Raw genomic sequence first — 13,561 nt, forward strand, 5'->3', positions numbered from 1 at the left:
TAAAGAGCAAAGCCAGCTACTACGTCTGGCTCGATGACCTGCCCATCGCCCAGATCGACCTTGCCTACAACTTCGCCGGCACCGTTGTCGACAGCACCACCCTCACCTACCTGCACAGCGACCACCTCAACACCCCCCGCCTGGCCACCAACCAGAGCGGCAACTTGGTGTGGAGCTGGCAGAGCGATGCCTTTGGCATCGGGCAACCCAAGACCCACGGCAGCACCATTGACGTGATCCTGCGCTTCCCCGGACAGATCGCCGATGCGCACAGTGGGCTGTATTACAACTACTTCAGGGATTACGACCCGGAGACCGGGCGTTATGTCGAGAGTGACCCGATTGGATTGAATGGGGGGTTGAATACATACGGGTATGTTCGAGGAAATCCGTTGACCCGAATTGATCCTTATGGGCTTGTTGAAGCCGTATGCATGCCTGAAGACTTTGGTTGTGGTTATGACGAAAATGGAAATAAGCAGTGCAAGTACACCTGCACGTCTGGAGGGAATACGTCTACGGGCATACTTGGTGGATCACAAAATCTAAGTCAAGGCGACATTTGTTATGGTTATGAGGTGAGGCAAATAGTTGCACCAAGTGGTGATGTCACAACAAACGCAGGGCCAGCATCAAAATTCACAGTGGATACGGAGAATTTTTGGGATCGATACTTCAACTACGATCCTGTTCTGCTTGATAACATTGATAAAAAATTCAAGGAAAATAGCCGGTGAACAAAAAAAATACAGCTATAGTCACTGCTATCATGCTGGCGGTTTTAATAGTCATTCTCTCCCTGCCGTTTGCTGTCTTGCCATTGGCGTTAGCCAATAATAAAACACCATCTTTCTGGCTGGGTGTGCTTCACAACCAAGTAATGCCTGTCATGAGAGAGATTAATGTGGAGAATCCATACAGAAAGCTATGGGCTAGATACTCAATATGGCTATGTTCTAGCAACGAGGATCGCTGCACTACTTATGAGAATTAGTTTTCGCGGCAGGCTGCTTACAACTACTTCAGGGATTGCGATCCGGAGACGGGGCGGTATGTGGAAAGTGATCTGATTGGGTTGGATAGGGGCTGAATGCTTACGGTTGCGTCGGTGGGTATCCTATTAATCTATCTGGCTCTCGCGGCTTGGTTGCAATGAATATATTTGCTTGGATTTTTCCTGCCAGGTTCTGTACGAAAAGTCGGCACAGGTAGAATCGCCACCATGATTGGCTGGAGGCCCACATGGCAATGCGCTACGAACTCCCAGATACGGGGTGGGACTTGATTATCCCTGAACAGAAGATTAACCAACCGAGCAGATTATCAATGTATTGCTCAGCTGCGTTCCTTTCCTAAAGACCCAGAAAAGCCTTGAAGATAATTCCACAGACCTGACTTCCACAAGGCGTTTCAGGCTCATGAATCACACGAAAGACATCTGGACCCAATCGATATATAGAACCCCCATGCTTGATGGCGTGATGCTCGCTGAGTTCACGGAGAATTTCCGGTTCAGCATGAGAGAAAAATATGTGTATCTGGATTTGGTGGAGGGGCCAATATTGAGCGAACTCCTGATCGACACGAATCACCCTCACTTCAAGACAACGAAATTTCTAGAACTTCTCCGCAAGGCCGTCGCAGTGGAATGGATGGACATCTACTTTTCCAGCGCACCAATGACCATCTCCCACAAAAGCCAATACGAGGAAATATTGCCTCAAGCCGACCTCCTGATCCGCGCAGTGGACGGCGGTTACATCTACACCTACATGCCCTGCATGTCCGAAACCACAAGAATTAGAGTCTCAAACTTTAGAGCCATCGAGATCACTGAAGCCCCTCTGCACAACCTCTCTTTTCCTGGATAACTCTTTCCGCGAACACAGAACAGCACAGAAACCCAGCCGCAAACAATCACGATCGATAATTGCACCACACCTCATAAACGACAACCAAGCCAAAAGCTTGAAATAAACCTTAGATAGCCCCCGAAATCAAAAGGAGTTAACAGTGACACGGAGCCAGTTAATATTAAAAATTATTTTCCTATGTTTCTGCACACTGATATACAAACCTGCAGTCTCTGGGACACCGCAGGCCATTTGTTCTTCACAGCAGATTCAGCAATTCAGTGACTCATGCAGGGCCAGTGGGAGGTATCACGCCAACCTGGAGTCTTCATGTGTTGCTCAGATGGGTTCTCATCACCTCTGCGGTTACTACCCTTGGCCATCTCGCGTACAAATGACTGCGAGCGGGCTAAGCTGCCAAGTGCTTTGGATTCGCTCCCCATCGGGACTGGAAGGCAACATACCCAGAAAAGTGTCCGAGGTAGCCAATCTGGCCTGCCGCACATGCTCAAGTCCTTATGTCGAGAAGAATGGAGAGTGCGTCACCTATTGCCCACCCGGCAACATCTTCGACACCACGACCGGACAATGTCAGCCAGTCGAAACAGTGACGCCCGAGTTGAAGCAATGCCGAAGTAATCCGATTGCTATCAATTCCGGAGAGAAAATACAGCAGGAGGCGCCAGACATTAGTATCGATTCAGCCTTTCCCTTGATGTTCCAGAGGACCTACCGCAGCCAATCTGCTCCTGAAGCCAGGGGAGCCGTGACGGCAGCGGTGATTGCTGATCTGACGTCCGCTGAAAAAGCCAAATGGACCCGCTACACCCAACCCGCTGACTACTTCGGGCCAGCCGCAGCCTGGACACCCCTCGAACCGGCCACCGATTTCGCAAACAACGTGCCTGTAGCCGGCCAGAAACAGTGGTCGAACAACTTCAGTTATTTCCTCGCCGCCAATAATGACGGCTCAGCCAGTGTGTTATTCCCGGACGGCAGCCGAATGGGATTCACCCGAGAAGGCCAGAGCACCTATCCGTCTCCGTCGTCACTGACCAAGGTGCGGGATGGCATGGGAGCCGTGACCTCCTACCACTATCTGGACGCGTCCAATACCCGTTACGTATTTGCACCGGCGGGACAGTTGATACAGGTGATCAGTCCTTCCGGACTCTCGCAGTGGCTCGACTATGATGTCGCAGGCAATCTTGCGTCGGTGCGTGACGATTTCGGCCATCAACTTACACTGGCCTACACAGGCAACCTGCTGCAGACGCTAGCGGGTAATGGCGAGAAGATTAAGTACGCCTATGACGCGCACGGCAATCTGACAGGCGTAACCCGCACGCTGGCTTCCGGCAGTACCACCGCCCGTCAGTACCACTACGAAGACACCCGCTACCCCTATGCGCTGACCGGCATTACCGATGAGCGCGGAGTTCGCTACGCCACTTGGCGTTATGACGCACAGGGCCGAGCTATCGAGAGCAGTCACGCCGGTACCGACAAGACGACCTTCGCATTCACCGCCGATACCACCACCGTCACCAACCCGCTGGGCAAGCAGGATGTCTACATCTACGCCACAGTCGGTGGGGCGCGTCGCCTGGTCTCGGTTGCAGGCCAAGCCTCCACGTCCTGCCTGGCTGCCAACCAGAGTTACACCTATTACGACAACGGCCTGACCAAGACCAAAACCGACTGGCAGGGTAATGTCACGGCCTATGCGTACAACGACCGCGGGCTGGTTACCCAGTTGACGGAAGCCCTCGGCAAGCCAGAGCAACGAATCGTCCTGACCGAGTGGCACCCTACCCTCCCCCTGCCGACCAAGGTGACTGAGGGCAATCAGACGGTGATCTACGAATATGACGCCCAAGGCCACCTCCTCAGGCGCGTCACCAACTGAGCAACGGTGCAAGGCAAGCGGCGCGCATAGCGCTGAACTCACCTGCACCTGTGCGTGCCGAACGCCGGCAGTGCAGACGAGAGGGTGGTGAAGCCCAATAGCCGTCGTTAGCACCCACAAAAAAGGGAGGCCCCAGGCCTCCCTTCTTCATTCACCGCTCGCTCAGAGGGCGGCGATGGCAGCCGCGTAGTTCGGCTCGTCGGCGATCTCGGCGACCAGCTCGCTGTGCAGCACCTTGTCGTTCTCGTCCAGCACCACCACGGCACGGGCGGCGACGCCGGCCAGGGGGCCGCTGGAGATGGCCACGCCGTAGTCCTTGAGGAACTGGGCGCCGCGCATGGTGGACAGGTTGATCACGTTCTCCAGGCCTTCGGCACCGCAGAAGCGGCTCTGGGCGAACGGCAGGTCAGCGGAGATGCACAGCACCACGGTGTTGGCCAGCTTGCTGGCTTCGGCGTTGAACGTGCGCACGGAGGTGGCGCAGGTCGGGGTGTCCACGCTCGGGAAGATGTTCAGCACCTTGCGCTTGCCGGCCAGGCTGGCCAGGGTCACGTCGGCCAGGTTGCTGCCAACCAGGCTGAACGCCGGCGCCTGGGCGCCCTTGGCCGGCAGTTGGCCGTCGACGGAAACCGGGTTGCCCTTGAGGGTTACTTGAGCCATTTGGATTGTCCTTCTTAGTGATGGGTTGTACGGCACAGCAAGTTGGAGGCCGCAGGATAATGAATTCCGACCGGCAAGTCAGACTTTCGATCACCCACGGCCATGGCACTGGCTCCCGCGCGGCTCAGGTGGCCTCGCGGAGCACGTCCAGCAGCGGTTGCAGGGAGTAGCCCAGGCGCGGTGCCAGGGCTTCGGCGCGGGCACGAAGGGCCGCCTGGTCGAGGCGCTGGTCCAGGTCGGCCGGGATGATCAGCACCACGTTGCCCTCCTTCACCGGGCACTCCCAGTAATGACGGTGGAACAGCCCGCGCAGCAGGGCCGCCCCCAACGGGCGGCCATCGTCGCCGGCCCACTGGTTGATCACCAGCCAGCCGCCCGGGTTGAGGCGCTGCTGGCAGTCCTCCAGAAAGCGCCAGGCCAGGTGGCCGACGCCCGGGCCAGTGTCGGTGTAGAGATCGACGAAGATCAGGTCGGCCGTCTCGGTCGTCGGCAGCAGCTCCAGGGCATCGCCGATCCGCACCGTCAGCCGCGGGTCGTCGTCCAGCCCCAGGTACTCCATGGCCAGGCGCGGCACGTCCGGGCGCAGCTCCACCACCTCCACGTCGTCCAGCGGCAGGAACTTCATGCACGCCTGGGTCAGGGTGCCGGCGCCCAGGCCGAGGAACAGCGCGCTCTCCGGCGCCTCGTGGCACAGCGCCCCCACCAGCATGGCGCGGGTGTAGTCGTACTCCAGCCAGCTAGGGTCGGCGGTGAAGACACAGCTCTGCTCCACCGCCTCGCCGAATTCGAGGAAGCGGTAGTCGCCCACTTCCAGTACCCGGATCACGCCGAAGGCATCGTGCACCTCGGCGAGCAATCGCTCCTCGCGCATCCCCTCTCCCCACGCCCCGTGACAATTCGCACCAGGGTCGCGCCACAACGGCGCCGTTTGCCATTGAAGCGAAGTGCACGCACCTCGCCATAATCCGTCCAGGCCAAGGCCCGGCAAAAAAGCCCGAGAAGAATACCAGCCAAGAGGTGCTTTCCCCATGTACGCCATCATCGGCGCCGGCCCCGCCGGCCTGAGCGCGGCCCGCCAACTGCAACGCCACGGCATTCCCTTCGTCGGCTTCGAGCAGCACCAGGACGTCGGCGGGCTCTGGGACATCGACAACCCCCACAGCACGCTCTACGAATCGGCGCACCTGATCTCCTCGAAGCGCACCACCGAGTTCAGCGAATTCCCCATGGCCGACGACGTGGCGCCCTACCCGCACCACCGCGAGATGCGCCGCTACTTCCACGACTACGCACGGCACTTCGGCCTGCATGGGCACTACCAGTTCGGCGCCACGGTGGAACACATCGAGCCACAGGGCGAAGGCTGGCGCATCCTCACCCGCCAGGCGGGCCAGGCACGGGAGTGGGCGGTGGACGGGGTGCTGATCGCCAGCGGCACCCTGCACACCCCCAACCAGCCGCCGCTGCCGGGCCACTTCGCCGGCGAGCAACTGCACTCGGCGCAGTACCGCTCGGCGGCGGTATTCGAAGGCAAGCGCGTGCTGGTGATCGGCTGCGGCAACTCGGCCTGCGACATCGCCGTGGACGCGGTGCACCGCGCCCGCTCGGTGGACCTCTCGGTACGCCGGGGCTACTACTTCCTGCCCAAATTCCTGCTCGGCCGGCCCATCGACACCTTCGGCGGCGCAGTGAAGCTGCCGCGCCCGCTCAAGCAGCGCCTCGACGCCGCCCTGGTGCGCGCCCTGATCGGCAAGCCCTCGGACTACGGCCTGCCCGACCCGGACTACCGGCTCTACGAGGCACACCCGGTGGTGAACGCCCTGGTGCTGCACCACCTCGGCCATGGCGACATCCGTGCGCGCCCCGACGTGCAGGCGGTCGAAGGCCACGGCGTCACCTTCAGCGACGGCCAGCGAGGCGAATACGACCTCATCCTGCAAGCCACCGGCTACCGCCTGGACTACCCCTTCATCACCCGCGACGCGCTGAACTGGCGCGAGGACGCCGACGCGCCGGCGCTGTACCTGAACATCTTCCATCCCCGGCACGACAACCTGTTCATGCTCGGCATGGTCGAGGCCTCCGGCCTGGGCTGGCAGGGCCGCGCGGAGCAGGCCGAGCTGGTGGCGCTGTTCATCCGCCAGCGCCAGGCCGGTGCCGCCTCCGCCGAACACCTGGCCCGGACCAAGGCCGAGCGGGCCGGCCAGCGCGTGGACGGCGGCTACGCCTACCTGCCCCTGGCGCGCATGGCCTACTACGTACACAAGGACAGCTACCGCGCCGCCCTGCGCCAGCACATCGACGCCCTGCGCCGCGACCTGGCGGACGCCCCGGCCTGATCGCGGGCCGGCGGGGCTTTCGGTTACCATTCGCCATCGCCCCACCCGCCCCTTTCGAGCCCTCGATGAACGACACCTCGCGCCACGCCCCCTGGAGCCCGGACAGCTGGAGAACCCGGCCCATCCTGCAACAACCCGTCTACCCCGATGCCGCCCGCCTGGCCCAGGTCGAGCAGACCCTGGCCAGCTACCCGCCGCTGGTGTTCGCCGGCGAGGCCCGCGAACTGCGCCGGCAGTTCGCCGAGGTCACCGAAGGGCGCGCCTTCCTGCTGCAGGGTGGCGACTGCGCCGAGAGCTTCGCCGAGTTCTCCGCCGCGAAGATCCGCGACACCTTCAAGGTGCTGCTGCAGATGGCCATCGTCATGACCTTCGCCGCCGGCTGCCCGGTGGTGAAGGTGGGGCGCATGGCCGGCCAGTTCGCCAAGCCGCGCTCGGCCAATGACGAGACCATCGGCGGCGTCACCCTGCCCGCCTACCGGGGCGACATCGTCAACGGCATCGGCTTCGACGAAGCCAGCCGCATCCCCGACCCGGAACGCCTGCTGCAGGCCTACCACCAGTCCACCGCCAGCCTGAACCTGCTGCGCGCCTTCGCCCAGGGCGGCTTCGCCGATGTGCATCAGGTGCACCAGTGGAACCTCGACTTCATCGCCAACTCGGCGCTGACGGAGAAGTACAGCCAGCTCGCCGACCGCATCGACGAGACCCTCGCCTTCATGCGCGCCTGCGGCCTGGACAGCGCACCGCAACTGCGTGAGGCGAGCTTCTTCACCGCCCACGAAGCGCTGCTGCTGAACTACGAGCAGGCCTTCGTGCGCCGCGACAGCCTCACCGGCGGCTGGTACGACTGCTCCGCCCACATGCTCTGGATCGGCGACCGCACCCGCCAGCTGGACGGCGCCCATGTCGAGTTCCTGCGCGGCGTCGGCAACCCCATCGGCGTCAAGGTCGGCCCGAGCATGCCGAGCGAAGACCTGATCCGCCTGATCGACATCCTCAACCCGGACAACGACCCGGGCCGCCTCAACCTCATCGTGCGCATGGGTGCCGAGAAGGTCGGCGAGCACCTGCCGCGGCTGATCCGCACCGTGCAGGCCGAAGGCCGCAAGGTGCTGTGGAGCTCGGACCCGATGCACGGCAACACCATCAAGGCCTCCAGCGGCTACAAGACCCGCGACTTCGCCATCATCCTTTCCGAGGTCAAGCAGTTCTTCCAGGTGCACCAGGCCGAAGGCAGCCATGCCGGCGGCATCCACATCGAGATGACCGGGCAGAACGTCACCGAGTGCATCGGCGGCGCCCGCCCGATCACAGAAGACGGCCTCTCTGACCGCTACCACACCCACTGCGACCCGCGCCTGAACGCCGACCAGTCCCTGGAACTGGCCTTCCTCATCGCCGAGACGCTGAAGCAAATCAGGCGGTAACGGCTGGCAGTCGCCCATGAAAAAGCCCGGCCTGAGCCGGGCTTTTTCACATCAGCGCCTCGCGCCGGCTCACGCCAGCTCGGCCACCACGGCGGCCAGGGCCTGGGCCGGGTCGGCGGCCTGGCTGATGGGGCGGCCGATCACCAGGTAGTCGGAACCGGCGTCCAGCGCCTGGCGCGGGGTGAGGATGCGACGCTGGTCGTCCTGGGCGCTGCCCGCTGGGCGGATGCCGGGGGTGACCAGTTGCAGCGACGGGTGCGCCGCCTTGAGGGCGGGTGCCTCCTGTGCCGAGCAGACCAGGCCGTCCATGCCGGCCTTCTGCGCCAGGGCCGCCAGGCGCAGCACCTGCTCCTGGGGCTCGATGTCCAGGCCGATGCCGGCCAGGTCCTCGCGCTCCATGCTGGTCAGCACGGTGACGCCGATCAGCAGCGGGGTCGGGCCATTGAATTTGTCCAGGGTCTCGCGGCAGGCCGCCATCATGCGCAGGCCGCCGGAGCAGTGCACGTTGACCATCCAAACGCCCATCTCGGCTGCCGCCTTGACGGCCATGGCGGTGGTGTTGGGGATGTCGTGGAACTTGAGGTCGAGGAACACCTCGAAGCCGCGCTCGCGCAGGGTGGCGACGATGTCCGAAGCGCAGCTGGTGAACAGCTCCTTGCCCACCTTCACCCGGCACAGTTTCGGGTCGAGCTGGTCGGCCAGCTTCAACGCGGCTTCGCGGGTGGGGAAATCGAGGGCAACGATGATGGGCGTCTGGCAGGCGGACATGGGCGGGCTCTCTGGCAAGTCAAAACGGCGCGCATTGTAGCGGAAGCCCACGCGCACCGCTGCCCCGGTGATCGCAGCCCGCTAGAGGTGGTCGAGGGCGAAGGCAGTCATGAAACCGGCCAGGGTGATCAGCCCGGTCCAGGCGTGGGTGCTCTCGAAGGCTTCCGGGATCAGCGTGTCCACCAGCATGCAGAGCACCGCACCAGCGGAGAACGCCAGGGCGAAGCCGAGCCAGACCGGCGGCAGGTCGCCCATCAGCCCCGGCCCGGCCATGGCCGCCAGGCCCGACAGCAGCACGATGCTGCCCCACAGGCCGAACACGAACCCGGCGCTACGCCGCTCCTCGCGCAGTCCGGCGGCACTGGCCAGGCCCTCCGGCAGGTTCGAGAGGAAGATCGCCACCAACATCAGCAGGCTGACCTGCCCGCCATCCAGCAGGCCCAGCCCGAGGCCGAGGGATTCGGGAATGCCGTCGAGGAAGGCCCCCACCGCGATCAACAGCGCCGCCATGGAACTGGCGCCGCCGCTGCGGGCGCGATGATGTGCCTCCCAGCGGTCCAGCCACTGGCTGGCCAGGACGAACAGCACGCCCCCGGCCACCATCCCGCCCAGGGTCGCACCCAGCCCGCCCAGGCGCTCGGCCTCGGGAATCTGCCCGAAGCACAGGGCGGCGATGAGCACCCCGCTGCCATAGGCCATGATCGACGCCGTCACCTTTCGCGGCAGGGTCATCCAATAGCCAATAGCGGCGCCCAGCAACAGACTGCTGGCGGCGAGCCAGCCCCAGAAGCCGGCGAGCAGGGTGGTTGAAAGCTCCATGGATCGTCCTTCTATCGGAGTGCGGCAACGCGCGAGGCGCCCATAACTACCCCATCCGCCGCAGGAAAGCAGCCCACGGCGGCCTGAGCCGGCGACAAAAAAGGCCGGCCCCTTTCGGGAGCCGGCCTTCTGGCAGTGCAGTGCGGGTTACTGCTTCGGAGCGGCCTCTTCGGCCTCGCCTTCACCCATACCTTCCATGCCTTCCTCCATGCCTTCCATGCCGCCCATCTCGGGCTGGGCACCCAGGGCACCGCCCAGGCCGCCTGCCATGGCCATGGCCATGCCGGCGAACTCTTCCACGGTCATCTTCTTGCCGTTGAAGTCCACCTGGCCGTCGGCGTAGTGCAGGCTGGAACGGATGGTCTCGCCTTCCAGCGCCACCAGGTTGGTGGACAGCAGCATGCCGCTGGCCATCTCGGTGGTCATGGAGGCCTGCTGAGCGATCAGCTCCTGGTCTTCCTCGCCATCCAGCGCGGCTTTCAGGCTGACGATATCGCTGATCATCGGCTTGGACAGGCTCAGCTCCATGTCCAGGCTAGTGACGATCTCGCGGGCCACCTGGTCAGGCGATTGCTCGAAGGAGCTGGGCTTGGCCAGTTGCACGCCCAGGCTCAGGCGACTCTCGCCGTTGGCGGTCTTGAAGCTGAGTTTGTCCAGGGCGATGGCCGGCTTGGCATCGAGGATGCGCTCCAGGTCGGCCTGGGCCTGCTTCTGCTGGGCCTCGTCGAGGGCGTCCAGGTTAGGCTCGGCGCCGGTCTGTTCCACCACACTGGCGTACAGCTCTAAGAGGGACTTGAGCGCGACGGCGTCGATGTTCTTCACGCTCCACACCATCTCGGTGCTGCCCACCGGCTTGTCCTTGTAGCGAAAACCGGCGGCGAAGGTCTGGCTGCCTTCGATCTTGCTGCCGTTGGCGCGGGTGTCCTGGCGCTGGGACAGGTCATCCAGGGTCACCGTCGGCTCGCCGTCGATGAGGATGCGGGTGGTCTTCAACACCATGTCGCTCTTGCCGACATACAGGCCAGACTCGGTACGGGACTGGTCGCTGTCCAGGCTCAAACCCTTCACTTCCACCTGCACCGGCTGGCCGGAATCCGAGGTGGAGTCGAAGCGCAGGCTGTCCATGCTGCCCACGGCGGCCACACGCTCGCCATCGGCGCTGCTGCGCAGGTCCAGGCGCAGGCCGGAGAAGGCCAGGTGGGTCTTCTCGTCGAGCTGGGTGTCCAGCGGCTTGAGTTCGAGGCTGCCGGAAACGGAACGGTCGTAGCCGATGGCGGCACTGCCGACCAGCGGCGAGGCACCCTTGGCGGCGTCGAACCAGCCCTGCACCAGCGGGCTCGGCGCCAGCTCATAGGTGCTGGCGGCCATCACCGGCGCCAGTTCGAAGCGCTTGAGGCGATTCAGCGGGAAGGGGCCGTGGTCGATGTGATCGACGAACAGCAGCTCGGACTCGCCGATGACCAGGCGATACCGTGCGGTGCTGCTGAACAGCCCCTGCTCCAGGGAGACCAGCTCGGCACGGGTGTTGACGCCCAGGGACAACGAAGCCTGCTGTAGCTGGGCGTTGGCTTCCTTGATGGAGGTGTCCAGCTCGCTGGGCAGTTGTTTGCCGGTGTACCAGGCGCCTGCGGTGCTGACGACGGCAACGGCAACGGCCGCGCCAATTACGATTCCTGCGGATTTCTTCATGGTCGACTCGCGGATGATCCTTGTAGTGGGGCTGCTTCCCTGCATCCGCAAGCGGTGCCACTGACCAGCGGGGCGGAAAAAAGCGGCACAAGGCTATCACTTTGTGCCGCTTTCAAGGTTGCTTCACCACGATTCTGTGAGGTGGTGCTCAGCTCTCGGGGTCCCGCTCAGGGCGGAGCGGGGGCGCGCTGATCCAGTCGGAGATCAGGCTGTAAGCCACGGCCAGCAGAGTCGGCCCGAGGAACAGGCCCATGAAGCCGAACGCCAGGATGCCGCCGAACACCCCCAGCAGCACCACCACCAGTGGCAGGTTGCCGCCCCGGCTGATCAGGTAGGGTTTGAGCACGTTGTCCACGCCGCTGATGACGAAGAAACCCCAGATCGCCAGGAACACGCCGTAGCCGTACTCGCCGTGCCAGAACAGCCAGGCGGCGGCCGGCACCCACACCAGCGGCGGGCCCATGGGGATGAGGCTGAGGGCGAAGGTCACCAGGCCCAGCACGATGGCCCCGGGTACACCGGCGATCCAGAAGCCGATCAGCGCCAGCAGGCCCTGGGCAGCGGCGGTGCCGATCACGCCATTGACCACCCGCTGTACCGTGCCTGCCACCAGTTCCAGATAGTGCGGGGCGCGGTCGCCGATCAACCGCCCCAGGGCCTGCTCGGCGAACAGCGCCATGCGCGGGCCGTCGCGGTAGAAGAAGAACACCAGCACCAGGCTCAGGGCCAGTTCCAGCATGCCACCGCCGATCTGCGCGCTGCGCGCCAGCAGCCAGTTGCCGGCCTGCCCCATGTAGGGCTTGAGGCTGCTGAAAAAGGCCGCACCCTGCTCGTCCACCCGCGCCCACAGGGCCACCAGGCGGTCGCCCACCATGGGCAGCTCACCCAACCACTCGGGCGGCCGGGGCAGGCCCTCGACCTGTACGTTCTTGACGAATTCGGTGGCGTCGCGCACGTGGTCCGCCAGGTTGAAACCCAGCCACACCAGCGGCACCGCCACCAGCACCATCCAGCCGGCACTGAGGATCGCGGCGGCCGTGGCGGTGCGGCCGTTCAGCAGCCGGGTCAGCAGGCGCATCAGCGGCCAGCTGGCGAAGGCCAGCACGGCGGCCCAAAACAGCGCCGACCAGAACGGCGCCAGCACCCAGATGCACGCAGCCAGCAAGGTGAGCAGGAGGATCTGCACCAGCAGGCGGTCGTTGTTCAGCATGAAGTCACTCCGATTGACGCGCGCGCGGCGCCGAGTCGGCGCCACGAACGAAGAAAAGCATGGACGGTGAAGCTCAGCGCAGCCACTCCAGGTGCAGGCCGGCCTCGCGAGAGGTGCCCAGCTCCAGGCGAGCCGCACGCACGCCCTGCCCCACCAGCGCCTCGCGCCAGGCTTCGGCACCAGCGCCCCCCAGGCTGACCCGCAGGGTGCTGTCCAGGTTCAGCCCACGAGCCAGCAACGTGGCCCAAGCCTCGCTGGGCACAGCCGGCAGCGTCGGCAGGTGCAGCTCGCCACTGCTCTTCAGCTCGCGCAGCAGGGTCGCCGGGGTCGGCAGCAGCTCGCCCAGGGGGGCGGCGGCATCCAGTTGCTCGGCATGCAGGTAGGCGCGGCGGTTGCCACGGGTGATGGCGTAAACCGCCAGCAGGCTGTCCTGGCTGGGTTCGGCGAGGCGCACCAGCAGGTAGGCCTGCTGACCATCCGGCCCATAGAGCCGGGCGTTGCCGAACACGGCATTGGCCCACAGGCTGCTGGAGCCACAGTCGCGGCCCTGGCACCAGTAGAGCGGGATGGCGCCCTTCTCCATCAGGGCGACCCGGGCAAGATCGAAGGCTTCATCGGAGCTGTGCCCGCTGGGCAGCCTGTAGGTCACCGACGTCTGCCGGCCTTGCGCATCCACCCGCTGCTCCATGCGCAACTGGTTGCTGATGCGACGGATCGGCCCCTGGGGGTAGAAGCGCTCCTGGTCGGGCGCCTCCTTGAAATCAACGATCTCGGCGTGGGGGAAGCGCGGCAACGCCGCGAGGTCATGGCTTTCGGGCAGGTCGGCAGCCTGCAGCGGCGCCGCCAGGGCAAGGCCCAGGTACAAGGGAAGAAAACGCATGGGCGAC

The 13,561-nt window shown here is 63.9% G+C and carries 12 protein-coding genes; 5 read left to right on the forward strand and 7 right to left on the reverse strand.

What is annotated here, in order from left to right:
- The 3 genes from A7D27_RS14985 to A7D27_RS27240 all read left to right on the forward strand — a co-directional run.
- A partial coding sequence (locus tag A7D27_RS14985; protein WP_305884670.1) for an RHS repeat-associated core domain-containing protein occupies window positions 1-737 on the forward strand: 737 nt, incomplete at its 5' end.
- Window positions 738-1,466: 729 nt separating this feature from the next.
- On the forward strand, window positions 1,467-1,871 hold the full coding sequence (locus A7D27_RS14990; RefSeq protein ID WP_069561894.1) for a hypothetical protein: 405 nt from the start codon (window positions 1,467-1,469) through the stop codon (window positions 1,869-1,871).
- A gap of 454 nt (window positions 1,872-2,325) precedes the next feature.
- A complete protein-coding gene (locus A7D27_RS27240) occupies window positions 2,326-3,762 on the forward strand; it encodes a DUF6531 domain-containing protein (protein ID WP_170832298.1) in 1,437 nt (478 codons plus the stop codon).
- 162 nt (window positions 3,763-3,924) lie between these two features.
- Here A7D27_RS27240 and tpx read toward each other — a convergent pair whose 3' ends face one another.
- Together tpx and A7D27_RS15005 are read right to left on the reverse strand one after the other, a co-directional pair.
- Complete coding sequence (tpx, locus tag A7D27_RS15000) at window positions 3,925-4,422, reverse strand: thiol peroxidase (RefSeq protein WP_069561895.1); 498 nt, start codon at window positions 4,420-4,422, stop codon at window positions 3,925-3,927.
- A gap of 124 nt (window positions 4,423-4,546) precedes the next feature.
- A complete protein-coding gene (locus A7D27_RS15005; RefSeq protein WP_069561896.1) occupies window positions 4,547-5,293 on the reverse strand; it encodes a spermidine synthase in 747 nt (248 codons plus the stop codon).
- Between the two features lie 157 nt (window positions 5,294-5,450).
- Here A7D27_RS15005 and A7D27_RS15010 point away from each other — a divergent pair, with 157 nt between their 5' ends.
- The gene (locus A7D27_RS15010) at window positions 5,451-6,761 is read left to right on the forward strand and encodes an NAD(P)/FAD-dependent oxidoreductase (RefSeq protein WP_069565345.1); all 1,311 of its coding nucleotides are present in this window, start codon (window positions 5,451-5,453) and stop codon (window positions 6,759-6,761) included.
- Between the two features lie 65 nt (window positions 6,762-6,826).
- Window positions 6,827-8,188: a class II 3-deoxy-7-phosphoheptulonate synthase gene (locus A7D27_RS15015; RefSeq protein ID WP_044400391.1), complete on the forward strand. Its 1,362-nt coding sequence runs from the start codon at window positions 6,827-6,829 to the stop codon at window positions 8,186-8,188.
- A 69-nt stretch (window positions 8,189-8,257) separates the two neighbouring features.
- On the opposite strand, the gene pyrF is transcribed toward A7D27_RS15015, so the two are convergent.
- From pyrF to A7D27_RS15040, 5 genes are all read right to left on the reverse strand, one after another.
- Window positions 8,258-8,956, reverse strand: coding sequence for an orotidine-5'-phosphate decarboxylase (pyrF, locus tag A7D27_RS15020; protein WP_069561899.1), 699 nt, complete (start codon window positions 8,954-8,956; stop codon window positions 8,258-8,260).
- 81 nt (window positions 8,957-9,037) lie between these two features.
- On the reverse strand, window positions 9,038-9,775 hold the full coding sequence (locus A7D27_RS15025; protein WP_069561900.1) for a ZIP family metal transporter: 738 nt from the start codon (window positions 9,773-9,775) through the stop codon (window positions 9,038-9,040).
- Between the two features lie 147 nt (window positions 9,776-9,922).
- Window positions 9,923-11,464: a YdgA family protein gene (locus A7D27_RS15030; protein ID WP_069565346.1), complete on the reverse strand. Its 1,542-nt coding sequence runs from the start codon at window positions 11,462-11,464 to the stop codon at window positions 9,923-9,925.
- A 148-nt stretch (window positions 11,465-11,612) separates the two neighbouring features.
- Window positions 11,613-12,674: an AI-2E family transporter gene (locus A7D27_RS15035; protein WP_069565347.1), complete on the reverse strand. Its 1,062-nt coding sequence runs from the start codon at window positions 12,672-12,674 to the stop codon at window positions 11,613-11,615.
- A 73-nt stretch (window positions 12,675-12,747) separates the two neighbouring features.
- A complete protein-coding gene (locus tag A7D27_RS15040; RefSeq protein WP_069565348.1) occupies window positions 12,748-13,554 on the reverse strand; it encodes a DUF4892 domain-containing protein in 807 nt (268 codons plus the stop codon).
- Window positions 13,555-13,561: the final 7 nt, after the last annotated feature.

The organism is Pseudomonas sp. 1D4, from assembly GCF_001728925.1.
Lineage (GTDB): Bacteria > Pseudomonadota > Gammaproteobacteria > Pseudomonadales > Pseudomonadaceae > Metapseudomonas > Metapseudomonas otitidis.